At 59.7% G+C, this 24,739-nt stretch carries 32 protein-coding genes and 1 tRNA gene; 20 read left to right on the top strand and 13 right to left on the bottom strand.

What is annotated here, in order from left to right:
* Positions 1-18: 18 nt before the first annotated feature.
* The 4 genes from EO133_RS06225 (at position 19) to EO133_RS06240 (ending at position 3,877) form a co-directional block, all read left to right on the top strand.
* Entirely contained in the window at positions 19-1,350 is a 1,332-nt protein-coding gene (locus EO133_RS06225; RefSeq protein WP_127071804.1) for a replication-associated recombination protein A, read from the top strand.
* An 87-nt stretch (positions 1,351-1,437) separates the two neighbouring features.
* Positions 1,438-2,436 (top strand): RluA family pseudouridine synthase, encoded by a 999-nt coding sequence (locus tag EO133_RS06230; RefSeq protein WP_127071805.1) that lies wholly within the window; start codon positions 1,438-1,440, stop codon positions 2,434-2,436.
* Positions 2,436-3,104: an HAD-IA family hydrolase gene (locus EO133_RS06235; protein WP_127071806.1), complete on the top strand. Its 669-nt coding sequence runs from the start codon at positions 2,436-2,438 to the stop codon at positions 3,102-3,104. Before EO133_RS06230 ends, EO133_RS06235 begins: the two co-directional genes overlap by 1 nt.
* Positions 3,104-3,877 (top strand): ATP12 family chaperone protein, encoded by a 774-nt coding sequence (locus EO133_RS06240; protein WP_127071807.1) that lies wholly within the window; start codon positions 3,104-3,106, stop codon positions 3,875-3,877. The genes EO133_RS06235 and EO133_RS06240 overlap by 1 nt, the downstream gene beginning before the upstream one ends.
* Before the next feature lie 164 nt (positions 3,878-4,041).
* Here the strand turns inward: EO133_RS06240 and folK are convergent, their stop codons facing one another.
* The 6 genes from folK to lipB all read right to left on the bottom strand — a co-directional run bounded on the left by folK (position 4,042) and on the right by lipB (position 8,681).
* Complete coding sequence (gene folK / locus EO133_RS06245) at positions 4,042-4,482, bottom strand: 2-amino-4-hydroxy-6-hydroxymethyldihydropteridine diphosphokinase (protein ID WP_127071808.1); 441 nt, start codon at positions 4,480-4,482, stop codon at positions 4,042-4,044.
* Positions 4,482-4,874, bottom strand: a complete 393-nt coding sequence (gene folB / locus EO133_RS06250) for a dihydroneopterin aldolase (RefSeq protein ID WP_127071809.1) — start codon at positions 4,872-4,874, stop codon at positions 4,482-4,484. Before folB ends, folK begins: the two co-directional genes overlap by 1 nt.
* Before the next feature lie 8 nt (positions 4,875-4,882).
* Positions 4,883-5,734 (bottom strand): dihydropteroate synthase, encoded by an 852-nt coding sequence (gene folP, locus EO133_RS06255; RefSeq protein ID WP_244640901.1) that lies wholly within the window; start codon positions 5,732-5,734, stop codon positions 4,883-4,885.
* Positions 5,731-7,077: a 30S ribosomal protein S12 methylthiotransferase RimO gene (gene rimO / locus EO133_RS06260; RefSeq protein WP_127071810.1), complete on the bottom strand. Its 1,347-nt coding sequence runs from the start codon at positions 7,075-7,077 to the stop codon at positions 5,731-5,733. The genes folP and rimO overlap by 4 nt, the downstream gene beginning before the upstream one ends.
* 160 nt (positions 7,078-7,237) lie before the next feature.
* A complete protein-coding gene (locus EO133_RS06265) occupies positions 7,238-7,888 on the bottom strand; it encodes a DUF4282 domain-containing protein (protein ID WP_127071811.1) in 651 nt (216 codons plus the stop codon).
* A gap of 34 nt (positions 7,889-7,922) precedes the next feature.
* Positions 7,923-8,681, bottom strand: a complete 759-nt coding sequence (lipB, locus tag EO133_RS06270) for a lipoyl(octanoyl) transferase LipB (protein ID WP_127071812.1) — start codon at positions 8,679-8,681, stop codon at positions 7,923-7,925.
* 76 nt (positions 8,682-8,757) lie between these two features.
* On the opposite strand from lipB, the gene EO133_RS06275 reads away from it, so the two are divergent.
* The 3 genes from EO133_RS06275 to EO133_RS06285 all read left to right on the top strand — a co-directional run bounded on the left by EO133_RS06275 (position 8,758) and on the right by EO133_RS06285 (position 10,815).
* The gene (locus EO133_RS06275) at positions 8,758-8,997 is read left to right on the top strand and encodes a FliM/FliN family flagellar motor switch protein (RefSeq protein ID WP_127071813.1); all 240 of its coding nucleotides are present in this window, start codon (positions 8,758-8,760) and stop codon (positions 8,995-8,997) included.
* Positions 8,998-9,220: 223 nt separating this feature from the next.
* Positions 9,221-9,307, top strand: a tRNA-Leu gene (locus tag EO133_RS06280).
* Between the two features lie 146 nt (positions 9,308-9,453).
* The gene (locus tag EO133_RS06285) at positions 9,454-10,815 is read left to right on the top strand and encodes a DUF6538 domain-containing protein (protein ID WP_127071814.1); all 1,362 of its coding nucleotides are present in this window, start codon (positions 9,454-9,456) and stop codon (positions 10,813-10,815) included.
* On the opposite strand, the gene EO133_RS06290 is transcribed toward EO133_RS06285, so the two are convergent.
* The 6 genes from EO133_RS06290 to EO133_RS06315 form a co-directional block, all read right to left on the bottom strand.
* Positions 10,775-11,005: a hypothetical protein gene (locus EO133_RS06290; RefSeq protein ID WP_164734908.1), complete on the bottom strand. Its 231-nt coding sequence runs from the start codon at positions 11,003-11,005 to the stop codon at positions 10,775-10,777. The genes EO133_RS06285 and EO133_RS06290 overlap by 41 nt on opposite strands.
* Positions 11,006-11,010: 5 nt before the next feature.
* The gene (locus EO133_RS06295; RefSeq protein WP_127071816.1) at positions 11,011-12,075 is read right to left on the bottom strand and encodes a DUF7666 domain-containing protein; all 1,065 of its coding nucleotides are present in this window, start codon (positions 12,073-12,075) and stop codon (positions 11,011-11,013) included.
* Between the two features lie 2 nt (positions 12,076-12,077).
* Positions 12,078-12,464: a DUF7831 domain-containing protein gene (locus EO133_RS06300; RefSeq protein ID WP_127071817.1), complete on the bottom strand. Its 387-nt coding sequence runs from the start codon at positions 12,462-12,464 to the stop codon at positions 12,078-12,080.
* Positions 12,464-13,021 carry a hypothetical protein gene (locus EO133_RS06305; RefSeq protein ID WP_127071818.1) on the bottom strand — a complete coding sequence of 186 codons (558 nt, stop codon included), beginning with the start codon at positions 13,019-13,021 and terminating at the stop codon, positions 12,464-12,466. Before EO133_RS06305 ends, EO133_RS06300 begins: the two co-directional genes overlap by 1 nt.
* 76 nt (positions 13,022-13,097) lie before the next feature.
* The gene (locus tag EO133_RS06310; RefSeq protein WP_127071819.1) at positions 13,098-13,559 is read right to left on the bottom strand and encodes a hypothetical protein; all 462 of its coding nucleotides are present in this window, start codon (positions 13,557-13,559) and stop codon (positions 13,098-13,100) included.
* Positions 13,560-13,645: 86 nt separating this feature from the next.
* Positions 13,646-14,359 (bottom strand): LexA family transcriptional regulator, encoded by a 714-nt coding sequence (locus tag EO133_RS06315; protein WP_164734909.1) that lies wholly within the window; start codon positions 14,357-14,359, stop codon positions 13,646-13,648.
* Positions 14,360-14,444: 85 nt separating this feature from the next.
* Here EO133_RS06315 and EO133_RS06320 point away from each other — a divergent pair, with 85 nt between their 5' ends.
* Positions 14,445-14,693 carry a hypothetical protein gene (locus tag EO133_RS06320; RefSeq protein ID WP_127071821.1) on the top strand — a complete coding sequence of 83 codons (249 nt, stop codon included), beginning with the start codon at positions 14,445-14,447 and terminating at the stop codon, positions 14,691-14,693.
* Positions 14,694-14,701: 8 nt separating this feature from the next.
* Here EO133_RS06320 and EO133_RS06325 read toward each other — a convergent pair whose 3' ends face one another.
* Positions 14,702-14,947 carry a hypothetical protein gene (locus EO133_RS06325; RefSeq protein ID WP_127071822.1) on the bottom strand — a complete coding sequence of 82 codons (246 nt, stop codon included), beginning with the start codon at positions 14,945-14,947 and terminating at the stop codon, positions 14,702-14,704.
* Here EO133_RS06325 and EO133_RS06330 point away from each other — a divergent pair.
* The 12 genes from EO133_RS06330 (at position 14,946) to EO133_RS06385 (ending at position 24,738) form a co-directional block, all read left to right on the top strand.
* Complete coding sequence (locus tag EO133_RS06330; protein ID WP_127071823.1) at positions 14,946-15,509, top strand: phage regulatory CII family protein; 564 nt, start codon at positions 14,946-14,948, stop codon at positions 15,507-15,509. The genes EO133_RS06325 and EO133_RS06330 overlap by 2 nt on opposite strands.
* Positions 15,506-15,745 (top strand): hypothetical protein, encoded by a 240-nt coding sequence (locus EO133_RS06335; RefSeq protein WP_127071824.1) that lies wholly within the window; start codon positions 15,506-15,508, stop codon positions 15,743-15,745. The genes EO133_RS06330 and EO133_RS06335 overlap by 4 nt, the downstream gene beginning before the upstream one ends.
* 94 nt (positions 15,746-15,839) lie before the next feature.
* Positions 15,840-17,264: an MT-A70 family methyltransferase gene (locus EO133_RS06340; protein ID WP_244640902.1), complete on the top strand. Its 1,425-nt coding sequence runs from the start codon at positions 15,840-15,842 to the stop codon at positions 17,262-17,264.
* 154 nt (positions 17,265-17,418) lie between these two features.
* Positions 17,419-17,904, top strand: coding sequence for a GcrA family cell cycle regulator (locus tag EO133_RS06345; protein WP_127071825.1), 486 nt, complete (start codon positions 17,419-17,421; stop codon positions 17,902-17,904).
* Positions 17,901-18,155 carry a hypothetical protein gene (locus EO133_RS06350; RefSeq protein WP_127071826.1) on the top strand — a complete coding sequence of 85 codons (255 nt, stop codon included), beginning with the start codon at positions 17,901-17,903 and terminating at the stop codon, positions 18,153-18,155. The genes EO133_RS06345 and EO133_RS06350 overlap by 4 nt, the downstream gene beginning before the upstream one ends.
* Positions 18,139-18,981, top strand: coding sequence for an HNH endonuclease signature motif containing protein (locus EO133_RS06355; protein ID WP_206513467.1), 843 nt, complete (start codon positions 18,139-18,141; stop codon positions 18,979-18,981). Before EO133_RS06350 ends, EO133_RS06355 begins: the two co-directional genes overlap by 17 nt.
* Positions 18,978-19,712: a hypothetical protein gene (locus tag EO133_RS06360; RefSeq protein WP_127071827.1), complete on the top strand. Its 735-nt coding sequence runs from the start codon at positions 18,978-18,980 to the stop codon at positions 19,710-19,712. The genes EO133_RS06355 and EO133_RS06360 overlap by 4 nt, the downstream gene beginning before the upstream one ends.
* A complete protein-coding gene (locus EO133_RS06365) occupies positions 19,709-20,938 on the top strand; it encodes a DUF7146 domain-containing protein (RefSeq protein WP_127071828.1) in 1,230 nt (409 codons plus the stop codon). Before EO133_RS06360 ends, EO133_RS06365 begins: the two co-directional genes overlap by 4 nt.
* A complete protein-coding gene (locus EO133_RS06370; RefSeq protein ID WP_127071829.1) occupies positions 20,935-22,692 on the top strand; it encodes a DNA primase family protein in 1,758 nt (585 codons plus the stop codon). Before EO133_RS06365 ends, EO133_RS06370 begins: the two co-directional genes overlap by 4 nt.
* 389 nt (positions 22,693-23,081) lie before the next feature.
* Positions 23,082-23,753, top strand: coding sequence for a hypothetical protein (locus EO133_RS06375; RefSeq protein ID WP_127071830.1), 672 nt, complete (start codon positions 23,082-23,084; stop codon positions 23,751-23,753).
* 102 nt (positions 23,754-23,855) lie between these two features.
* Entirely contained in the window at positions 23,856-24,173 is a 318-nt protein-coding gene (locus tag EO133_RS06380; protein WP_127071831.1) for an HNH endonuclease, read from the top strand.
* An 88-nt stretch (positions 24,174-24,261) separates the two neighbouring features.
* On the top strand, positions 24,262-24,738 hold the full coding sequence (locus EO133_RS06385; protein WP_127071832.1) for a hypothetical protein: 477 nt from the start codon (positions 24,262-24,264) through the stop codon (positions 24,736-24,738).
* The last annotated feature ends 1 nt before the right edge of the window (position 24,739 follow it).

Genomic DNA, 24,739 nt, shown 5'->3' on the forward strand with positions numbered 1-24,739 from the left:
ACAGGCAGAACGAATTTCATGAGCGATCTTTTTCCCGACAACATTCCAAGCGTGCGCAGCGATCCACTCGATGGAGATCGTCCATTGGCGGATCGCCTGCGGCCGCAAACGCTCGACGAGGTGATCGGGCAGAGCCATGTCATGGGGGAGGATGGCACGCTGCGGCGCATGCTGGCTTCTGGGCGGTTGGGTTCGCTCATCCTGTGGGGGCCGCCGGGTACGGGGAAAACCACCGTTGCGCGGCTGCTGGCCGATGCCATCGGCTATCGGTTCGAGCAGATATCTGCGGTCTTTTCCGGTGTTGCCGATCTCAAGAAGGTTTTCGAGACCGCCCGAACCGCGCGCCGTGCCGGGCAGAAAACCCTGCTCTTTGTCGATGAAATCCATCGCTTCAACCGCGCGCAACAGGATTCGTTTCTACCCGTCATGGAAGATGGGACGGTGGTGCTTGTCGGTGCCACCACGGAAAACCCTAGCTTTGAACTCAATGCCGCCTTGATGAGCCGTGCGCAGGTCCTGCGCTTTCAAAGTCTTGATCGGGACGACCTGGAAGCGCTTGCGCGCCGTGCCGAAGCGGAGTTGGGCCGCGCGTTGCCGCTCGATGGCGATGCACGCGAAACCCTGATCTCGCTGGCCGATGGCGATGGCCGGGCGTTTTTGGGGCTGATCGAGGAAGTCGATGCCGCAACTGGTCCCGATGAAACTCTCGACCACGCGGGCCTGACAAAGCTGGTCCAGCGGCGCGCACCCATCTACGACAAGAGCCAGGATGGGCACTACAATCTCATTTCGGCTCTGCACAAGACCGTCCGCGGTTCGGACCCCGATGCGGCGCTTTATTATTTCGCGCGTATGCTCGATGCGGGCGAAGACCCCATGTTTCTCGCCCGTCGGCTGATCCGCATGGCGGTTGAGGACATCGGGATGGCCGATCCCCAGGCCCTGCCCATCGCGACGGCGGCCAAGGACGCCTATCACATGCTCGGTTCTCCCGAAGGTGAACTGGCGCTGGCGCAGGTGGTGGTTTATCTGGCGACTGCACCGAAATCCAACGCGGTCTATACCGCCTATAAAGGCGCGCTGGCATTGGCGAAGCAGACGGGTTCTCCCACCCCGCCAATGGCAATTCTCAATGCGCCCACCAAGCTAATGAAATCCGAGGGCTATGGGGAAGGCTATATCTACGATCACGATACGCCCGAAGGGTTTTCCGGCCAGGAATATTTCCCCGAGAAAATCGGGCGGCAGGAATTTTACAAACCCATCGAGCGTGGGTTCGAGCGCGAAATCCGCAAGCGTATGGAGTATTTCGGCAAGCTTCGGGAAGCTCGGCGCGATCAATCGGGGTGATTGCACATGACGCGAGACTGATTTGTCGCTAAAACGGCGGCAAACGAGGCTACCGGCCAACAGTTCCGGTTGCGAAAAGGAATAGGTATGAGCGGCGTACAATTGCGCGAAGTGGCGCGCGATGAAGACGGAATGCGGCTGGACCGCTGGTTTTCCATTCATTTTGAAGGGCTGAGCTTCGGCCGGCTGCAAAAGCTGCTGCGCTCGGGTCAGATACGGGTGGATAGCGGCAGGGTGCAGACCAATACTCGCCTCGCGGCTGGGCAATTGGTGCGCGTACCGCCGCTTGGCGATGCACCAGCGCCGACCGGAAAGCCGAGGACCAACGAAAAGGACGCTGCCTTTTTGCGTGACCTCATTCTCTATGAGGATGATGAAGTTTATGTCTTTAACAAGCCGCATGGCCTTGCTGTGCAGGGCGGCTCTGGCACCAAGCGGCATATCGATGGAATGCTGGCGAGCCTGCCCAACAAGAAGGGTGAAGCGCCACGCCTTGTTCACCGGCTTGACCGGGATACGTCCGGCTGCCTTCTCGTTGCCAAGACCCGCGCGGCTGCCAGCCATTTCGGTACGGTGTTTCGGTCCCGCTCGGCCCGCAAGATTTACTGGGCCGTTGTCGTCGGCGCGCCAAACCCGCGTCAGGGCCGCATTTCGTGCTTTCTGGCCAAGCAGGGCACGCGCGATGGCGAGCAGATGGTCGTTGTCGGCAATGGCGATGAAGGTGCCCAGCACTCGGTTTCCTATTATTCGGTCACCGATAGTGCGGCCAACAAGTTCGCCTGGGTCACGCTCAAGCCGGTAACGGGCCGTACGCACCAGTTGCGCGTGCATATGATGGAGCTTGGTACGCCCATTCTCGATGACCCGCGCTATTTCAATCTCGACAACTGGAACTGGGAGCGGCCTGAAGATCTGGGGCAGGGGCTTCATCTTCACGCCCGGCGTCTGGCGCTGCCTTTACGTAACGGCAAGCGACTCGACATCACGGCACCCTTGCCCGAACACATGCGCCAGACCTTTGATGTGCTTGGCTTTGATGCCAACCAGTATGACGCACAGGATTCCGACCCGGAGAACGAAGCATAATGGCCAAACCCCGCCTCCTCATGTTCGATATGGACGGCACCTTGATCGATTCAGGAGCGATCATTGCCGAGCATATGGCAACGACATTCGTTGCCCATGGCCTTGAGGCGCCGACGCGGGAAATGAGCAATGCGGTCATAGGGTTATCTCTGGAAATTGCCATGCAGAATCTGGCGAAATGCGATGAGGAGACTGCCATCGTGCTCGCCGATACCTATCGGGGGCATTATCGGTCCATGCTCGCGCAGGGCCTGCGGCACGAACCGCTTTATCTTGGGGCGCTCGATGCGCTCACCCGGCTCCACGCCGTTGAAACCTCGCTCATGGGCATTGCCACGGGCAAGGGGCTGCATGGGGTCAATCGCATTCTGGCGCTCCATGAAATGGCCCATTATTTCGTTACCCTCCAGACGCCGGATCATAATCCGTCCAAGCCCCATCCGGGCATGATCCTGCGGGCTTGCGGGGAGACGGGCATCGATCCGACTGAGACTGTGATGATCGGCGATACCACATTCGACATGGAACTTGGCGTTTCGGCAGGTGCAAAAACGATTGGCGTCACTTGGGGATACCATAGTCGCAAGGCGCTTGAAGATGCAGGCGCCGACATCATCATTGAAGATTATTCGGATCTGGATGCAGCAATCGAAAAGGTATTCGCTTGATGCGGGAATTTCTTGAAGACGCACTTGAGCATCGCGACGATGGCTATGGCCGTGCCCAAAAGCATCTTGAACGTCACTTGCCCAAGCGCTTTTACACCGATGTTGCGGTTGCCCACAGCGATGCGGGCTATTTCGTCACGCTCGACGGCAGGCAGACGCGCACGCCCTCCAAGGCGCTTGTCGCCGTTTCCAGTGAGGCTCTTGCGCATAAGATGCGCGAGGAATGGGACGCGCAGCGCGAGGAAATCGATCCCGACCTGATGCCGCATGTCAAACTCATCAATTCCGCCATTGAAGGTGGCGAGGCCGCGCGTATCGCATTGATCGATGAGGTCATCAAGTTTTGTGCGAACGACCTCCTGCTCTATCGCGCCGACAGTCCGCGCGAGCTTGTCGCGCGGCAGGAAGAGGTGTGGGACGTCGTGCTTGTGGCGCTGGCACGCCATTTCTCCATCAGCTTTCAGCCGACCGTGGGCATTATCCACAAGGAACAATCGCCCGAAACGCTGGCACGGCTCAAAGCCGCGCTTTCCGATATCGATTTCGTCAGCGCAACAGCGCTCGTCTCAATCACCGGCATCACCGGCTCGGGCCTGCTCGCTATCGCCTTGCGCGAGCAACTCCATGACGCCGACGCGGTCTGGACCGCGGCCTATGTGGATGAGGATTACCAGATCGCCAATTGGGGCGAGGACTTCGAGGCCTCCGAACGCCGCAAGCGCCGCCGCATCGAGTTCGATGCAGCGGTGAATGTTGTCAACGACCTGAGTTAGAGTCAGCTGCTACAAACCCCTCATCCGACCGCTTCGCGGCCACCTTCTCCCTCAAGGGGAGAAGGTAAGCCTGGTGCTGCCTAGCGAGCCCCCTCTCCCCTTGAGGGAGAGGGGATGGGGGTGAGGGGTGAAAGTAGCGCTTGCGAAAATGTAAACGCCGATGTTCAGTCCGACACATCCCGCCCCACCAGCCATTTCGCCACATCCGGCGCAATCTCGCGCACCGGCGTCAAAACGAAATCCCGTTCATGGGCGTAAGGATGCGGCAGGGTCAGCCGTTTGCTTGACATTTCCAGCCGATCATACGCGACAATATCGATATCGATAATGCGCGGTCCCCAACGGACTTCACGCACCCGGCCAAGCCGGGCCTCCGTCGCAAGGCAGAAATCAAGCAGGTCCGTAGGCGCGAGCTGCGTTTCGATCAGCACGGCACCATTGTGGAAGTCGTTCTGGTCGGTCACGCCCCAGGGCGGGGTTATGATGATGGTGGATTGTTCAAGCAACGTGATTTCGGGATGGCTGGCAATATCGGCGATGGCGTCACGAATCTGCCGCGCGGGATCGCCGATATTGGCGCCAAGCGCCAAAACTGCCCGCGCCATCAGCCGTTGACCTGTGCCCGCGTCCGCACCATTTCAATCGCTGCTTCTCCGACCACGATGGGCAAGGGCGCTTCCGGCTTACGCACCCGGATACGGATCCAGTCGAGCTGCTCGAACGTGCCGAACAGGCGCATGATGATATGATGCCCCAGCGCCTCGATCAGCTTGAAGCGTTTTTCCTCAAAGGCCAGTTTGACCAGATCGTAGATATCGGCATAGGAGATCGTCTGGGCCACGTCGTCGGTCAGCGCCGCGGCGTCCATGTCCAGCCCGAGTTCCAGATCAATTCTGAAGCGCTGGCCGAGGTTGTTTTCCTCCATCATAACGCCGTGATAGCCGTAAAAGGCCAACCCAGCCAATATGATGCGGTCCCTGTCACCAAAACTGTTCATCGTTGCCCTCAAGCCGTATCGCCCGGCGGACCATAGAGCGCGGCATGGGCAACGCGCAAGGCATCACGGTTGGCCCGCACGTCATGCACACGGAAAATATGCCCGCCCTTGAGATAGGCAAGGACGCTGGTGGCGATTGTGCCGGAAACGCGCGCCTTGGGTTCGACGTCGAGCAGCTTGCCAATCATCGATTTGCGGGAGGTGCCGATCAGCAATGGAAAGCCCAGCGCGTGCAATTCGTCGAGTCGATTCAACAGGATATAGTTTTCCGTGAAAGTCTTGGCGAAACCGAAGCCGGGATCGAGGATGATCTTTTCGCGCGCGACGCCCGCTTTGAGGGCAATATTGATGGACGTCTCCAGCCAGCGCTTCATTTCATCGATAATGTCTTTTTCAGCGTCGCGCTCGGTGTCCCAGTGCATCGCGATCACGGGCACATCGTGATGGGCCGCAACATCGGCAATTTCGGGGTCGCGCTGGAATCCCTGGACGTCGTTGATGATTTTCGCCCCGGCCTGAATGGCCTGATCGGCAACCAGTGCCTTATAGGTATCGATCGAGACGGTGCATCCCAGCCCGCTTTCGGCCAAGGCATCGAGAACGGGCATAACCCGGTCGAGTTCGTCCTGCACGCCAACGGCTTGTGAGCCGGGCCGGGTGCTTTCCCCGCCCACATCAATGATGTCGGCACCTTCGGTTGCCATGGCTTGCGCCTGTGCGACCGCTGCCGCAACGCCATTGTGGTCGCCGCCATCCGAGAAACTGTCCGGCGTCACATTCAATATGCCCATGACGAGCGGATCGCGGCCCAACTTCAGCGGACCGCCATCCATTGGCACGTCATAGATCAGGTGGCTCACTGAATCTTGTCCGCCGGCACCGCGTAGAGATCGTATTCGTCAGAATCGACAACGTTCACCGAAATCATGTCACCCGGCTTGATGCCGCTGGCTTCTTCCACGATCACATTGCCGTCGATTTCGGGCGCGTCCCATTGGCTGCGGGCAATGACGCGGTTTTCCTCGGGTTCGACGTCATCGACCAGCACGTCAATCTTGCGTCCGACCTTGCCTGCCAGACGCTCGGCCGAAACGACCTGCAACGCTTCCATCAGGCGGCCATAGCGTTCCTGCTTGACCTCGTCGGGGACTTCATCAAGCCCCAGATCATTGGCCTTCGCGCCCGTGACCGGCTCGTAAGGAAACGCGCCCGCGCGGTCGATCTTGGTCTCATGGACCCAATCGAGCAACATCTGGAAATCTTCCTCGGTCTCGCCGGGGAAACCGACAATGAAGGTCGAGCGGATCGCCAGATCGGGGCAGATTTCGCGCCATTTACGGATGCGGTCGGCGGTCTTTTCCTGATTGGCCGGGCGCCGCATGGTCTTGAGCACCTGCGGGCTGGCGTGCTGGAACGGAATATCGAGATAGGGCAGAATCACCCCATCGGCCATCAGTGGGATCACATTGTCCACATGCGGGTAGGGATAGACATAGTGCATCCGCACCCACGCCCCCAGACTTCCCAGCTCTTCCGCCAGCGTCTGGAAACGCGCTTCAACCTGCCGCCCGCGATAGGGCGAAGTGGCATATTTGATGTCCACGCCATAAGCGGAGGTGTCCTGCGAGATCACCATGATCTCCTTGACGCCCGCCTTGACCAGGCGTTCAGCTTCATAGAGCACCGATGCGATTGGGCGCGAGACGAGATCGCCGCGGATCGAGGGAATGATGCAGAAAGAGCAGCGGTTGTTGCAGCCTTCTGAAATCTTGAGATACGCATAGTGGCGCGGGGTCAGCCGCAAACCCTGTTCGGGCACCAGGTCCACATAGGCGTTGGGAACCGGTGGCAGATGCTCATGCACGGCGTTGACCACGGCCTCATACTGATGGGCGCCGGAAACCGCCAGCACGCCCGGATGGGCCTTGCGGATCATTTCCTCTTCACCACCGAGGCAGCCGGTTACGATCACCTTGCCGTTTTCATGAATGGCTTCGCCAATAGCGTCGAGGCTTTCGGCCTTGGCGCTGTCGAGAAAACCGCAGGTGTTCACGATTACGACATCGGCACCCTCATAAGAGGGTGAGAAGGCATAGCCCTGCGCACGCAGGGTTGTGAGAATACGTTCGGAATCAACCAGCGCCTTGGGGCATCCCAGGCTGACAAGACCGATTTTCGGGGCATTTTGCGTCGGCGCGCTCATGGGCGGCAATCCAACCTTTTCATAGGGCATATCGGAGCGAAAATAGCACTTTTCGGCCCCGATGGGCCACAAACCAATAACATTGGGCGTGTCATAGCGAAAAGCTGGCAAAGGTCAATCTTTGCCAGCCCTCATGGCAGCTATGCGATAATCTGCAGGTCTATTCGGTTGCGGACGTATCGGGGCCGATTTTGGGTGTAGTCTTCTTTGCAGGCGCGCGCTTTTTGGCAGCGGGCCTGGCAGAGCTGCGGCTCGCCGTTGTCTTTGCCGCTGCGGCCTTTGGTGCTGCGCGCTTGGGTGCAGCGACCGGTGGCGTTGGGGGCGGCGCGGGTGGCGGCGGAGTTGGTACTGTCGATTTTGCAGGTGGTGGTGGTGGCGAGGATACCGACGGGTCGGGCATCGATGCCGCCGGGAGCACCGTATCGACAGGGTCGTCATCGGCGAAATCGGGTTCCTGTTCTGCAAGATCCTCAATCGCATCACGTACATCGTCTATCAGCGAGGCGGAACCGCGTGGCTGGGTCACTTGTTCGGCTTCGGATGCGTGGGCCTTGAAATAGACGATCACCGCCTCGCAGGCCACGCGCAGGATCATCATGGCGAGCAGCCCGAAGATCAGGATTTCGAGAAGGCCCCAAAGCCCGCTTCCAAACCCGAAGCTGAACGTCAGAAAGAAATGATTGATCGCCCAGAGCGCTATCGCGGCAAGGCCGAGCAGATAGACGATGGTTACAATGCGCGGCGCGATGATCCTGTTGAGATCGAACAGGATCGTGCCTGTCGCGAGCTTGCGTATGTCTTCAAACTTCATATCGTTCGTCCTTGCACCGGGGTGGAACGGGGAATCATGATTGTTCAACTTGTGTCGGTATGTCGCCCGATACAAGTCCGGTGGGCCCGAAATGGGTCTCAAATCTGCTTTTGAGTGCCGAATCCACTTCTTCCATGCTGACAAGATGGCCCAGATCTTCAAAGCTGGTCACGCCGTGCTGGCTGATGCCGCACGGCACAATGCCGGAATAATGGTCGAGATCGGGCGCGACATTGAGCGAAATGCCGTGAAAGCTGACCCAACGCGAAACCCGCACGCCGATCGCAGCGATCTTGTCTTCGACAAAGGGGCCTTTTTCGGGTCGCTGCACCCAGACCCCAATGCGCCCTTCGCGCTTTTCGCCCTTGATATTGAAGGCTTCCAGCGTATCGATGGCCCAGTTTTCCAGCCCTGAAACCAAAGCGCGTATATCGCGACCGCGCTCGCGCAGGTCCAGCATGACATAAGCGACCCGCTGACCGGGGCCGTGATAGGTATATTGGCCGCCGCGTCCGGCATCGAACACAGGAAACCGGTCCGGGTTCAAGAGATCGTCCGCTCGGGCAGACGTGCCCGCCGTGTAAAGGGGAGGGTGCTCCACCAGCCAGATCGCTTCGTGTGCCTGCCCATTGGCAATCGCTGCGGCATGGTTGCGCATGGTTTCCAGCGCAAGCGGATAAGGCACAGGGGCCCTGGCAATTATCCAGTCGGCCGGCTTTGCGTCGGCGCGCAGCAGGATATTGTTGCGTGCGCTTGCGCCCAAAGTTTCCGGTTTTAACACTTCACTAACCATGATTGCTCAATTGTGTATGCACGCTGAGTGATGCGGGCTGAGTCTCGTTTTTAAGCCTCTGGTGCATGGGTTTGTAATGAATACGCTTGAAACAATTGAAGTCGATATCTCTGTAGAACTGGGTGCAGCGATCATGCCGGTTCACCATTTACTACGGCTTGGGCGCGGTGCGGTCATCGAACTCGACACGCTTGAGCATGACCCGATGCGTATTTATGCCAATAACACCCTGATTGCCAAAGGCGAAGTGCAGGTCGAAGAAGGCCAGCTTAATGTGGTGGTTACGCAGAAGGTCATCAAGCCGGCTGGCCACTAAGCTGCCAAGCAAAGAGCCGTTCTCGTTTTGACGACATCTGGCAGCAATCCTAAAACCCTGTTTTTGCATGACTCTCACCCACGGAGGCGTTTGTCCTTTGCTCTGGAAACGCTTTGGCTGTGAAAAGAATGTCATCAAGTGCGATTTAAGCACTTGAGGGATCAATTGGCTTTTGCTACATGCACACCCGCTGGCCCGAACGGGCGGCTCTTTCCATGACAGTGCGGTCGTGGCGGAATTGGTAGACGCGCAGCGTTGAGGTCGCTGTGGGGTAACTCCCGTGGAAGTTCGAGTCTTCTCGACCGCACCATCATTGGCCCGAGGCGAGAAGCCTAACCTCCTGCAATTGCTGGACTTTTCATTTTTGCGCCATCGGCGCGCTTGATCTCATGCGCCATTTTGTGCCACATACCGTGCCACTAGGCGGGCCATGCGACCCGTTTTCAGGGGGTGCGTATGGCGCGGAAGTCTGCACGAAAAGACCCGGATCGATACCTGTTTCAGCGGCAGGGCAATTATCACTACAAGCGTCGCGTTCCGATGTCCGTCGCCGAACTGGACGAACGCGCGCCCATGATTCGCCAGTCGCTCAAGACCGACGATCTCGCGTTGGCACGGGCAAAGCGCGATGCCCTGGAAGCTGCCGACGATGCACTCTGGGCTTCCATCCTGCTCGAGCAGCCACAGGACCCGGCCCGCGCGCGCTACCAAGCCGCCATGCGTCGGGTGGAAGCGCTCGGCTACACCTATCGAACCTCCCACCAACTCGCCCAGACCGGCTTGATCGATGAGATCATCGACCGTTTTCGCGCGATCGATGAAACGCGCACGCCAGTTGCAACGGCCGAGGCCATCGCCGGCATGGTCGAAGCGCCACCGGTAACGGTCACTGAAGCCTTCGAGATCTATGTCGACGAAATCGTTTCGCACGAGCATGTCGGCAAGTCCGCAAACCAGAAGGCTCAGTGGAAAAAGGTCAAACAGCGCGCGGTCAATAATTTCGTGGCGCTGTGCGGGGACAAGGCCATGCACGAGATCACGCGCGACGACGCGATGAAGATCTACCGGCACTGGCTCGAGCGAATCGTACCCAAAGAGGGCAGGCCGACACACTCCGCTTCATCGGGCAATCGCGACATCGGCAATATGCGGGTGCTCTATGAGAGTTATTTCAAGCATATCGGGGACGAAGAGCGCAAAAATCCCTTCAACGGGCTGTCCTTCTCGGTCAAAAAGAAGCGCACGCGGCCGCCATTCCCGACAGAATGGATCACCGGGACCATCATGAAGCCAGGCAATCTGGCCAGCCTGAACAAAGAAGCGCGGGGCATTGTCCTGGCAATCATCGAGACCGGAGCGCGTCCCAGTGAGATCGCCAACCTGTCGGAGAGCGCCATTCGCGTCGATCATCCGGTGCCGCACATAGCCATTGAGCCGCGTATCGATCCAGACGATCCGCGCGAGATCAAGACCGTATCGTCGGAGCGCCAGGTGCCGTTGATCGGGGTCGCTCTGGAGGTGTTCAGGCGCCACAAGAAAGGTTTTCCGCGCTATCGCAACCGTGAAGGTGAGTTGTCGGGAACGCTCAATAACTATTTCAAGGACAACAAGCTTTTCCCCACGAGCCAGCACAAGATCTATTCATTCCGGCATGCTTTTGAAGACCGAATGAAAGAGGGCGGACTGGATGAAGAACTGCGCAGGATACTGATGGGCCATGCCATCGATCGACCGCGCTATGGTTCTGGTGGTTCGCTTAAATGGCGTCAGACCGAGCTCAAGCGGATAGAGCTGCCGTTCGATCCTTCGATCGTTTGAGACGTGCCTGGGCGGCAGCAACGATCGCTTCTTCTTCCCTCAGGCGCTCAAGTTCAGATTCCAGACGCTTCCAGAGCGGGGCGCCAAGGCCCGGATTGCGCGAGCGCGACATGACCCACGCCAGCTTATCGAGCGCGCGCTCGACATCTGCTGCCGTCACAGGTTGTTTCTGGCGTGGGCGTCGCGACATCGGTTTCAGCCGTCGATTTCGGTCGGTTCGCCATTCTTGAGGGCGTACCAGGTCATCGGCTTGATGCCATTGCGGCCGACAATTCCGGCCCAGACGGCGATGATCGTTCCTTCGCTGTCACGTTCATCCAGGTGAAGTGCAGCGCCCTCGATGCCACGGGCCTTGCCATCTATGCCGGAGGTATGGGCCGTGCTGGCCACACCCGCTGCGGTGGCAGCGCCCCGGTACCCCGATGCGGTGGCAGCGCCCCAGTCACCCGATGCGGTGGCAGCGCCCCAGTCACCCGATGCGGTGGCAGCGCCCTGGTACCCCGATGCGGTGGCAGCGCCCCAGTCACCCGATGCGGTGGCAGCGCCCCAGTCACCCGATGCGGTGGCAGCGCCCCGGTCACCCGATGCGGTGGCAGCGCCCCGGTCACCCGATGCGGTGGCAGCGCCCCAGCGCCCTGATGCGGTGGCAGCGCCCCCAGGACCCGATGCGGTGGCAGCGCCCCCAGGACCCGATGCGGTGGCAGCGCCCCGGTCACCCGATGCGGTGGCAGCGCCCTGGTACCCTGATGCGGTGGCAGCGCCCCAGTACCCTGATGCGGTGGCAGCGCCCCAGTACCCTGATGCGGTGGCAGCGCCCCCATCCTTGTCTGACTTGACGCCGGAGCGTTCGAGTTCCGTGAAAGAGCCGTTCACCCATGTAACGCGATCAAGCACATATTTTACCGCGCGCTCGATGAGATCGGGCAGGCGGATTTCTGCCTTGATCGTGATTTCCGCGCACGCGATCTTGCTATCGTTCATATTGGTTTCGCGCACGATTTCCCCGCCGCACTCGACAAGGCAAAAGCGGTTATTGGCTGGCGCGTAGTAGGAAAAGACTTCGAGCGGATGGCCTTCGATCGCGTGAAAGCCGCTCTGGCAGGCGACCACATCACCTTCATGGGTATAGGTCTGGCCGACGGCATAGGAAAAGCCGCGACAGGCAAGGTTTTCGTCAAAGCCCTTGATGGCGAGAACGGTTTGCGGTGCCTCGGCTGCTGGTGCCTTGGTCGCGGCTCTGGTCTTGGTTTTCGCAGGCATGGTCAGTCCTTCCATGGACAGGTTTCGCCAGGCGCAGCACGGAAAAAGGCAACGATCAGGCGGTGAAGGTTCGGAGCATGTTCAGGAAGACGGGCAAGGCCGGTGCCGAGTCCGTCGATCGGGGCATAGACAGTGATGCCGGCCGCCAATTCTCGAGCCACTTTGGCAAGATCATTGCTGACGTGAGCGAGGGCGACAGGGTCGGCCGGGTCATAGAAAAGGCCGGGCGCATAAAGCGTGGCAACGCCAATCGCGTTGGGTTCGTCCCGGCATGCAGCGGCCTGTCCGCCTCGACCGACACGGCTGCAATTGTCGCCGAAGGCAAACCGCGCTTCGGGCTCGGCCTGCAGCAGCTCGCGCGAATACCATTTGAGATATTTGACGGGCATCACGCGGCCTCCGAGTGTGCCCAGAGATAGGCATCGAGCATCTGGTGGCCGCGCTCGAGGGTTAGCGCCCAGTTCTCGTATTTGATCGGGCGGTTGAATGGCGGAGCCGGGCAGACGATGCCGGTTGGATTGGCGACAACGTCCCGCAATTCAGTGGCGCGGGCGCGCATATCGGCCTCATGTACGCGGCGGGCGATCTCAGTCGAGGGCGCTGGCAAGCTCAGCTTGCGATAGATGAGGTTCATGAACAGACGCTCATGCGCGTTCACGTCTGCGCCGTCATGGTGCAGCAGCAGCTTGGTGGGCGAAATGATATCGGCGCCCAGCAAGGCTTCCGGCCAATCGTGGATCAGGCCATAGATGCGTTCTGACGGATCCTTGATGGCCTCGGCCACGATGAGCGAGTGCTGCAGCACATTGAAGGGGAAGCGGACATTGCCACCCCAGCGTGACAGCATGACCAGGTGGTGCAGGATCCCCGAAGGGTCGATCATATCGAGATTGGGATTGAGCGGATCGAAGATCGACCCGCCCGCGATGTTGACGCGGCAGTTCATGATCAAAACCCCTCGATTGCGACGATGGCGACCCAACCGATAAAGGCTGAGCCGATGAGCATTGCGAGAAGCGCTGTCATGCTGCACCGCCTTCATGCGCGAACTGGTCCGCTGCATGGGCGATGGCATCGCACAGAATGTCGTCGAGTTCGCGTTTGGGGAAGTTGCGGGCTTGAAGCTGCATGGTGATGGCCGGCAGGCCGGGCAACATGTGCGAGATCTCGCGAGCGGCTTCGCTGACGCGCGCGGCGCGGTCGTACGCTGGCCGATCGCATTTGCGGACAAAGCTCTTTGCCGCAAGCTGGCGGGCTTCCTGTCCGTACATTGACAGATCGAGCGAGGAAAAGCCGCGCTCGAGCAGGCGCCGCTCTGTGGCCCCGCCATCGGCATTAAGGTCGATCATCGCCTCGGCAAGTTCTTCGACGATACCGCGATCTGGCTTGGGATGAGGCCGGGCAGGACCGGCAAGCGGCGGAGGTGCCGGGGAAGCGCTCGCAGAGCGCGACGGCGGCGTGTGTGATGTGTTTGCGTGCAGCATGTCTGCCTCCATCGGTTCAGATGGAGCAAACGATAGTCTTGTAATTTTACACGGTCAATACACAATCATGTAAAAATACAAAAGCGCTAGATTCCGAAGAGCTCGTTGGTGGTGAGAACCTTATGAACCGACAGAACGTATTGCTGAGGGATAGAGATGGTCGCGAGTGGGTTGAACTGCTCCAGAACGAGATAGCCGCCAGCGCGCCTCCTATAGATCTTGATGTAGGCCTGGCCGGGTTTGTCTTCCCAAGTGCGTGTCTGAACCACCACAGTATCGCCGGGGGAAACGGTGGCGTGGGGATTTACGAAACGGAGTTCACCAGGTGGGTGCATCGGGTACATGGAATCGCCGTCGACAAATATCGAGTAGGCTTCAGATACATCGGTCAAGGCGGGTGGGCGTTTCACATATTGCACAATGCGGGTCTCGATCTCAAAGCCTTCAAATGCCTGTCCATCGGCTGTTTCTATAAATGATCCCGCAGCAGTGCCGAGGACGGGCAGATTGCCATTCAGCTTCTGGCTGCTCGGCGATTGAACTGCGGCGCGCGAAAATTCTGCCGGTGCATCGATGGATGGATCGTCAGTCAGTCCATTGAGATAGGCAGTGGTGGTTTCAAGCGCTTCCGCGATCCGCTGAAGGGTGTCGACCCGTGGGTGTTTGGATCGGCCGTATATGATGTTTGGAATAAGCGACGGCGAACCGGTTCGCTCGGATGCGGCGTTGACGCTAATCCCCAGCGCTTCGCAGCGTTGCTCGATACGGTCCACCAGGATTTTGCGGGCTTTGTCTTCCATGCGTGTATCTTTACACAAAAGAAATTGCAAAGGCGTCGTGTAAACACGCTTGACTCTCATGTAAAAATACATGAACCATGTGCGCATGACCTACACCGAACGCCTTCTCGCCATCGTACAAGTCTATTGCGCTGCAACGGGTATGACCCGTGAACAGGTGAGCTATCAGGTTTTTCGCGATCAGCGCCGCCTCGGTCGAATGGCCGAGGGCGAAGCATCGATCACTGTGCGTTCGTTTGATAGTGCGCTGATCTGGCTTTCCGCGAACTGGCCCGCCACTGAGCAGTGGCCCGATTATCTGCACCGGCCTGTCGATGTTGAGGTCGCCCAATGAGGAGCCGTTCACTTGTCTCCTCCCTGCGCGTCTGTTCCTCCTCCCTTGGGGCGCGCGGAAACTGGCTGGCTGGCGGGATTGCCTGCGCCCTCAACGGGCGTCCCGCTGGCCAGCAGTTTTTCTCTCGCTTCATGCCAGTCTTGAAGCGCGGAGACGAGGGCAGGGGTGCTGATTTTCTTGCGTTTTTCCATGGGTTGCAGACAGCACGGCAGGATTGCGGCTGTCATGGCGTAGGCAGGGAGCATTAACACCATGAGCCCGGCCCGCTTTTTGCCACAGCGCGATTACCTGAGCCTCAAGGCAACGTTTCGTCGCCTCGTGATTTTGGTCGGCGGCGGCAATGAAGCGGCTGCGCAGACGCGCGTGGGCCAGCAGGTGCTCGATCGATACGGATCTGTATCGCCCGAACATGAAGACCGCTTCGCGCCGATCGATGTGATCGCGGATCTCGAGGCGGCCTGCGGTGAGCCCATTGTGACGCGCAAGCTCGCTGAGCTTTCGGGCCATGTGCTTTCGCCCTTGCCCAGCCATGCCGGCGGGTCTGCGCCCCTGACGCGCGTGACGGCAGAAGCCATGCACAAGGTTTCCAAGGTGTTTGCCGATCTCGGCGCGGCGCTGGAGAACGACGGCTATATCAATCTTGAGGAAGACCAGCAACTGCATGACGACATCGTCAATGCCCATGAAGTGCTGCAGGCGCTTGACGATCAGATCACGTTTGAACGGATCAAGGCTGAACGGGAGCGGGGGATTGGCGGCGGGGGTGCCGGGGAAGCGTCCAGCGGACGCGACGGCGGCGGGAGAAAGCACTCATGACCCGTCCGCTGCCGATCCGCGCCAACATTCATCCCATGGCCGCGCGCGCCAAGTTTGACCCGTCCGGGGCTCACGAGCTTGAGATCGACCTAGGCATGAGCGGGATCATGGATCTGACAGCAGAACAGGCGCGCCGCGTGAAGGCTGCAATCGAAGCGTTCGAGCTCGAATCCATGCGGGTGGACGGCCATTCCAACCTGACCAACCGGGTTGTCCGGACATTGGGGGAATTCTGATGGTGCATTGGCTCAACCTTTTGACCGGAATCGGAATTGGCAGCGATCTTGTCGTTGCCATTGTGCTGATCCTTGCGATCGTCGGAGGACTGGCATGAACACGGCCCTTTCCCGATATGACGTTGCCAAGGCGGCGCTGGTCGATGCCAAGCGGGTCGACGATGTGATGGCGATCCGCAACGAAGCGGAGCGCATGCGGCTCTATGCCAGGCAGGTGCAGGACCGTTCGCTGATCGCCGATGCAAATGAAATCCACCTGCGCGCCGAACGGCGGCTGGGTGAACTGCTGGCCAAGGCCAAGCAGGCCGGGCAGTTGGCCGAGGGGCGTCCGCCTAAATCCGAGCAAGAGGAAAACGGTACTCTCTCGGAACCGTTTCCGCGTGTAACGCTGGCCGAAGTCGGCATCACCAAGAAACTCTCATCGCGGGCGCAGCAGATCGCGGCCTGGGCGGAAGAGCTGTTTGAAGAAGAGGTTGAGCGCGTCCGTGACAAGATCGTTTCGGGCGGTGCTGCCACGGTCAATCCGGTCAAGGATCTGAAAGCGGCGACAAAGAAGGATCGGCGCGCCGAGCGGGAAAAAGCGCTGGCTGAAAAGCAAGCTGCCTTGCCGGATAAGCGCTATGGCGTGATCTATGCGGATCCTGAATGGCGGTTCGAGGTCTATAGCCGGGAGACCGGGCTGGATCGCTCGCCCGACAATCACTATCCGACATCATCCCTTGAGGAAATCAAGGCCCGGCCCGTTGCCGATATCGCAGCGGACGATTGTGTGTTGTTCCTTTGGGTGACGGTGCCCCATCTCGATCAGGGCCTTGAGGTTCTGAAGGCCTGGGGCTTTGCCTACAAGTCCCATATCGCCTGGATCAAGGATAAGGCCGGCACTGGCTATTGGAGCCGGAACAAGCACGAAATCCTGCTAATCGGCACGCGGGGCAACATCCCGGCGCCTGCGCCTGGCACCCAGGACGTTTCTGCCATTGCCCAACCGGTCGGTCGGCACTCGGAAAAGCCGGAATATTTCGCGGCATGGATCGAGACGCTGTTTCCGAACCTGCCCAAGATCGAACTCAATGCCCGTGTCGCGCGTCCCGGCTGGGATGTGTGGGGGTTGGAGGCGCCCGAGGGAGGCGCCGGTGGCGCGTCCCTAGCCGACAACGGGGCGAGCCCAAGCGAGCGCCAGGTAGAAGCGCCTGAAACAGAATCGGAGGCCGTGCATGACGGCTCCTCCTCGGGGCCTGATGCGCGCCCTGCCGATGAGAGCGCATCATCTTATCAAGTGAACGCCGACTGCAGGATAACCGCAGTGACTGAGACAGGCGTGACTTCGCCGGGGGGAGAGAACCCGGCAACCGACATCAACGGCGTGATCCGGGCTGAATACGCCAAGGATACCCCACTTGTAGAAATCGCAGCAGCGACAGGGCTTTCCGCCAACGCTGTAAAGCAGCGCGCAAAGCGCATGGGCCTTGGCGATCGGGCGCGGCAGATCAAATCCGTCAGCAGGAAGGAGCCCGCATGAGTGCGTAAAATTCCTTTCCGCCGGCGACCGATGCTGAGGTCGATGAGATCGAACGCGGTGCCATCGAGACATTGGAGTCCAGGAACTACCGGCTGCGCGGTGCAGCCAGACGCATTCTCAAGCTGATTTCACGGATACGATCGGAGGATAGAGCATGAGCGCCATTCAAATGAGCCGTTTCGCGACCGAATGGCCGGAGGCCGATATCGCGCGGCTGCGCGCTTACTGGGATGAAGGGCTAACGGCTGCCGAAATCGCCAAGCGGCTCGGCTATGGCCGCAATGCGGTTCTCGGCAAAATATTCCGGCTAAAGCTGCCCAAACGCCGGGATGCGCGCACCGGAGAAACCAGTCGCCGCCCCATCAAGGCCGTTCATACGCGAAAGCGGACGCCCAAGGGCGACAAGATCGCTAACGTGGATGCGACCGGCATGAAGATCCTGCGTTCGGACGTCTGGACGGCCCTGCCGGGCACCAGTCCGGTGCCGCTCCTGGAGCGCACCGGTTGCCGCTGGCCAATCGACGGTGAGGGTGGCGTGGCGCTGTTCTGCAATGGCTGTGTGGATGGCGGTCAGTCCTATTGCGCGGCGCATGGGGCGCTGGCACCGCGGCATGATCCTGAGAGTGAGGATGGGGCATGAAAAACAGGCTCAGCGATCTCAACAATCACCTGTTCATGCAGCTCGAGCGTCTTGGCAATGAGGACTTGTCGCCCGAACAGATTGAAACCGAAGCCACGCGGAGCGAGGCCGTTGTCTCGGTTGCCGACCAGATCATCCGCAATGCGGATCTACAGCTCAAGGCTGCCAAGCTGATCGCCGATCATGGCGGGCATATGGTGCGACATTTGCCCATGATTGAGGGGAAGGCGCGCGATGATGAAAAGGCGTAAAATTCCCTATAGCGAAGCTGAAATGGCGTGGCTGGAAGCCAATCGTGCAATGGTGATCAGCGATTATCACCGCGCATTCTGCGCAGCGTTCGCGCGCGACGATGTTACGGCGGCGAACTTGCATGGGTTGCGCAAGCGCATGGGCTGGAAGGTCGGGCGTGGGCAAGGGCGACTGGCAGGTCGACACCGGCTTTTCAGTGCCGAGGAAATCGCCTGGCTGCGCGACAATATCGGTCTGCCGACCGACGCATGGCACCGGACCTTCGTTCATCTTTTTGGGCGACAGGATATCACGGTGGCCCAGCTGATCAGCCTGCGCAAGAACCAAAAATGGCGCACAGGTCGCGATGGGCAGTTTGTCAAAGGACAGGAACCCCCGAACAAGGGCAAGAAGTGCGCGCCTGGCACGGGCGGGTTGCATCCCAATGCGCGCCGGACACAGTTTAGAAAGGGTCAATTGCCGCACAACACGCAAGGTGCCGGCCATGAGCGGATCGACAGCAAAGATGGCTATGTCGTCCTGATCGTCGAGGAGACCAACCCCTGGTCAGGTGCAAGCACGCGCCCGGTGCATAAGCATCGCTGGTTGTGGGAACAAAAGCACGGTCCGATACCAGACGGCTATGCACTGAAATGCCTGGATGGCGACAAGACCAATTGCGACCCGTCGAACTGGGAGCTGATCCCGCGCGGCATGCTGCCGCGGCTGAATGGTGGTCCGCGCAAGAAGCGCGTTGCCTATGACCAGGCGCCGACAGAACTCAAACCCACGATCATGGCTGTGGCCAAGCTCGAGCATAAAGTGCGTGAGAGGATGGGGAAATGACTGACCTGCCGATCCTATTCTCCGCGCCGATGGTCCGTGCGCTCCTGCGCGAGATCGAGGCGCCCGGTACGGGTAAGACTCAGACTCGGCGGGTGATCACCAAGGCACGCGTATTTGCGACGCCAGAGCAACGGGCTTTCATCCTTAAAGGTGCCGATCTCGATCGGGCCATGCAGAACGCGGATTGCTTTCGACGGATCGATGGTAACGGATGGTTTTGGGAGGCCGATGCTTTTGAATGGCAGGCGCCCCATACCCGCACAGGCTGGATGGCGCGCATCGGATATGCCCCCGGCGATCGCCTTTATGTCCGCGAGGCAATAGAGCGGGCCAACGGCGAGGCGGTCGGTTTTCCGGCAGACGGTAGTTGGCTCCCTAATACGCCCTGGGAATGGCAGCGTCCGAAACTGCCAGCGATCCACATGCCGCGACGCCTCTCACGGATCACTCTCCTCGTGACCGAGGTCCGTGTCGAGCGGTTGCAGGAGATCAGCGAGGTCGACGCGATTGCAGAAGGCGGACAAGAGTTCCCTTGCGAGGGGCCATATCGCGGACCCGATGCCACATATTGGACGCACGGGGCACATGAAGGGCGGAGAGTAACGGCTCGCTCGTCGTTCCTTGCTCTGTGGGAGGAAATCAACGGCCCCGATGCCTGGGCGTCCAATCCGTGGGTCGCCGCGTACACCTTCCGCCCCATCCTTGGTAACATTGATCAGGTCGCGGCATGAGCTTGCCTGCCCACCTCGAAGCCCTGAAGAATGAAGCCCTGCACACGACATGCGAGGCCTGGGCGCTGCGCAGTCGATGGAGCCTGACACGCGGCATCGAGCGCGTTGGGCCGTGCCCGGTGTGCGGCGGCACCGATCGGTTCTCGATCAATACGCTCAAGAACCTGTTCAACTGCCGGCGCTGCGGAATCGCGGGCGAGGGTGTCATTCGCCTTGTGATGGCGACACAGAATGTCGAATTCACCCGCGCTTGCGAGATCATCACCGGCCGCACGGCCGATGCCTCGATCGATCCAGAGCGTGCCCGAAAGCTCGCCGACCAGGCCGACGCGGACAAGCGCGAGCGTGAACGCAAATCGGCGCAATATCGCGAGCAGGCGCGCCGCGCCGGCCGTGTGATCTGGGAAGAGGGAAAATCCCGCCCGTGGCGCACGGGTGAGCCGGTTTTCGACTACCTTGCTCTGCGCGGCATCGATCTGGCCAAGCTGCACGCCCATGCGCCCGATGCATTACATCGAGTTATCCGTCAGCATGCGGCCTTGCCCTGGCGCGAGCAGCAGGGGCGGGACACAGTGACCCTTCATACCGGCCCGGCCATGGTCGCTGCGATCCAATATCCCGATGGGCATTTTGCCGGTGCGCATATCACCTGGCTCGACCTCGCCCAGCCCAAAGGCAAGATGGTATTGCCCAAAAACGATAAGGGACAGGACCGCCCGGCCAAGAAGATGCGCGGCACCCATATGGGCTGCGCGATCCGGCTGCACACGCCTCAGAATGCACGCCGCATTGTGATGGGCGAAGGCATTGAATCCACGCTTTCCGTGCTTTGTCATGCCTTTGAGCCGGACACGGCATATTGGGCCGGTTGCAGCCTGGGCAACATGGCCGGCCGCGCGCTGCGCGATGGCAGCAATCGCCAGATTCACGATCAGCCCGACATGGACAGCGAGGCCTTCGTGGTGCCGGGCTGGTGTGAAGAACTGGTGTTTCTGGCCGATGGCGACAGCGTTGATAGCCGGATCACCGAAAAACTAACACGCGGTTTGCGCCGCGCCATGCGACAGCGGCCGGGATTGCGTGCGCGGCGCGTGCCGGCGCCCGGCGAAGGCGCGGACATGAATGACCTGGCCATGGCCATGACGATCGAGAATGAGGCGGGGGTTCCGGGGAAGCGCCCGACGGGCGCAACGGCGGACAAAGATATGAATGAGGCAGGTGCTTGAGCAAGAAAAACCCGATCAAGGATCAGCTCGCCCATGCCGAGGACGTGCAGGACGAACAGATCGCGCCAAGGGCGGAGAACGATAGCGATGAGCGGCCGGAGTGGAAGTTGGGTGAGGAAGACGAGTTCGGCGAAGATCCCGACCTACTTACCGCAGAACAAGTCGACAAGCTCAGCCAATGCGCCGACCTCGACCAGAACGACCGTGACAACGGCCGTAGGCTGATCATGTGGTATGGACTCGATCTGGCCTATGTGCCCGGCATGGGCTGGCTGATCTTTCAGGGGAGCCATTGGGAGCGCGATGAGGGCGAACTCAATGTTCGGCTCAGGGCGCAGGATCTTGTCGACTGGATCAAGAAAGAGGTCATGTTCATCCAGCCAACGCCGGGTGTCAAAAATCTGATTGCCCTGGCCGATCGTGTGGCGCTGAAAAAGCCCGAAGATCGCACCGGCGAGGATAAAGAGATCCTCAACAAGGCGCAGAAGGCGCGAGACCAGCTTGGCAAGAAACGCAGCGCGCGCCGAACCTTTGCCATCAGCTCGGGCAACTCGAGTAAGACCGACGCCATGATCAAGCAGGCGGCGAGCCGCAAGAAGGTTTCACCCGAACTGCTCGATGCCGACAAGAAGCTGTTCAACGTCCGGAATGGAACGCTTGTCTTCTCTCGTGGTGAGGATCCTGAATCGGACCCGGACGATCCCCGGCCCATGGGGTTTTGCGAGCTGATGCCGCATGAGCGTGGCCATATGATCACCAAGACGGCCGATGTCGCATTTGACCCGGACGCGCAGTGTCCCAATTGGCTTGCCTTTCTCGAGGAAATGCAACCGGACGAACAGACTAGGCTCTTCCTGCAGGTGAGCCATGGCTTTGCCCTTTTGATTGGCGGCAACGATGCCCAAAAGCTGTTCTATCACTATGGTGGCGGGGCGAACGGGAAATCGGTGTTTATCGAGACGATCGGGCGCCTAGCTGGCCCGTTCCGCGCCGTGGTGGATCCTGCCACCATTACTGGCGATGCACAGCGCGACGGATCGAAGGCCAATTCGGAAGTGGCGCGACTGGTTTCGACCAGGCTGGCGACAATCGAGGAGTTGCCGCGTGACGTGCCGCTCAAAGAAAATCTGATCAAGGCCCTTACTGGGGGCACGCGCATGGTGGCGCGCTTCCTGCAAAAGGAATTCTTCGAGTTCGATCCTGAATTTGTGGCTGTGATGAGCGGCAATGACATGCCGACGGTCTCGGGCACCGATTACGGGATCTGGCGACGGCTGTTGATCATTCATTGGTCCGTTACGATAGCGCCTGAGCGACAGCGGCCGTTCGGCGATATGCTCGCGCTGTTCGACCAGGAGCGTGCCGGGATCCTCAATTGGCTCATCGAGGGCGTTAAGCTCTACCTGGCCAGCGGCCTGACGCCCTACATTCCCGCGTCCGTCACCGCGTTCACCGACGATTACCGCGAAGAACGAGACCCGGTCGGCACGTTTGCAGCGTCCTGCCTGGTGCGGGCCGAAAACAGCAGGGTCAATGCCGGTGACATGTACGAGAATTTCAAGAAGTGGTGTGAAGCAGGTGGGATAAAACCCTATCAGCAAACCGCTTTTGGCCGGCGCATGAACGCTCTTGGCTTCAATAAGAAGCGCGGCAGCCATGTCGAGTATCTCGACGTTCAACTCGGCGACGTGCCCGACAAGTTCGATCCTCGCGGGCAGGATCCCCGACCAGAACCCCCTCCGCATCGGGGCTGATCGGCCGCAAAACCTTTGCGCTTTGCCGCCGCCCCGCACCCCCCTCAAGCAGTGAAAAAGGCGTCACAACTGTCACCCGCGCTGAAGCGCGGCGACATGACAGTTGTGACCGTTTCCGACAGTTTGAATGCAACTGTCAGGATCGCATTTCAATTGCAAAATCATCGCTTTACGCAAATTCAGTGACAGTTCTGACAGTTGTTCTCGCGTATTATATGTAAGAGGGGTCCGGGGTGGGCCTTGGCTGTCGCCAGAATAGTTTTTGATCTTATGTGCATGGCAAAACTGTCAGAACCGTCACAACTGTCATAACCCTCTGAACCCTCTTTCGTTTTCATCCCCGATAGTTGGAATCCAACTGTCACTAACCCTCATAATAGGAAACGAGAGTGAGTAAGGCTAAGAAGAGCATCGATGTGGAAAAGCTTGTGACCTGGGCGCTGCTCGATCAGGGGCTGGGCTGGGCGATCCATGGGCAGGGTAGCAGCGGCACCGGATTTGCAGAGTTGGGCACGCGGATCGATACAGGTGGCATCGGTGTGCCAACGCCAGCACGGCTCAGCGATAACGATGCGCTCGTGGTTCGCGATGTGATCCTGACCCTGGAGGATGATGCCGCCGAGATCGTCATCCGGCACGGGCGGATTGGCGATAGGCCGGACTGGTGCGAGGAAGGCGTGGGCGAGTGGCGGCAGAAGCGCGGCAAGAACGGGCATCCTGCCTGGCACTATGAGCGTCCCGGTGATCGACGGTCGCCCAAGACGGCAGTCATGGAGTTTGTTGGATGGCGAAAAGAGGAAGTTGACTATTGGCGCACAACCTATCGGCTATGGTGGCACAGTCTTGATGCGATGGTCGGTCCGCTCAATGAGCGGTTGGAGCGCCATGAAGCATTGCGCCCAGGCGCACCGCTTGAGCCTTGGGTCAAACCGATGCCTGTTATCCATACCCCAGATGGGCCGTTGCAGCGCCATAGCAGGGCGGGTGGTCGGGTGAGCGCGGAATATGTCGAAATCGGCTCGAAACGGATAAAGCGTTCACGGCTTTCGAATGAGGCTTGACTGTCACGCGGAATTTGACAATGTTGGGGACAACGAAATAGGTGATTTGCAACCCGCTCGGCGACAGCCCGGCGGGTTTTGTTGTTTGTGGGGTTGCGCGCCATGGGAAAGCTCAAGAGCATGGGCGGGCGCATTCCATCTCTGGCGCCGCGTTTGAAGCTTCCTCCTAAGATCGCTGATCCCTTCTATCATTCGCACGAATGGCGGCAGCTTATGGCAGAGCTGTATCGCGAGCGCGGGCGGTTCTGTGAAGACTGCGGACGTGGCCACGGTCGGCTGTTCGGTGACCACGTCAAGGAAATCAAGGACGGCGGCGACAAGCTGGACAAGCGCAATGTGCGGATCCTTTGCGGGATTTGCCATGCGCGCAAGACTGCGAAAGCGAGGGCAGCACGAGCGGCGGGCCAATCGCCGAGGTAGCGGCGCGGCAGGGAGGGGGCGGTCAAAAGTTCACAAACCGGTCGACCCTCCGCGCCTCCGCCCCCCTCATTTGGAGATTTTTTTTCTGATGGCACAGGATTTTGACCTGCTTGGGGACCCTATCCCCGAGGGGTTCGGCAAGCGCGGGCGTCCGCCGCATGTGCCGACTGAGGAAAAGCGTAAGATTGTCATGATGTTACTGGCGTTCGACTGGTCGCTGGAACGGATTGCCGCTGCGCTGTCCATCACGCCGCCGACTTTGCGCAAGAATTATTTTCGGGAACTCAAGGTTCGTGAGGAAGCGCGAGCGCGGGTCGAGGCCCTGGCGATGGGATCGTTGCTCGACCAGGTCGAGGATGGGAATGTCTCCGCGATCAAGGAACTCTCGCGCCGGTTCGACCAGCACGATCTCAGGCAATTGGCCGACCACATCAAGTCGCGTGGCCGGAACGAGGCCAAGAACGACCCGCAGCCCAAAATGGGAAAGAAGGAACAACAGAAGCAGGCGGCAGGGCAGGTTGCCGGAAAGTTCGCACCGCCGCCGCCACCGGACATGCTGAACTAGA

The organism is Pelagibacterium lentulum (genome assembly GCF_003992625.1).
Classification (GTDB): domain Bacteria; phylum Pseudomonadota; class Alphaproteobacteria; order Rhizobiales; family Devosiaceae; genus Pelagibacterium; species Pelagibacterium lentulum.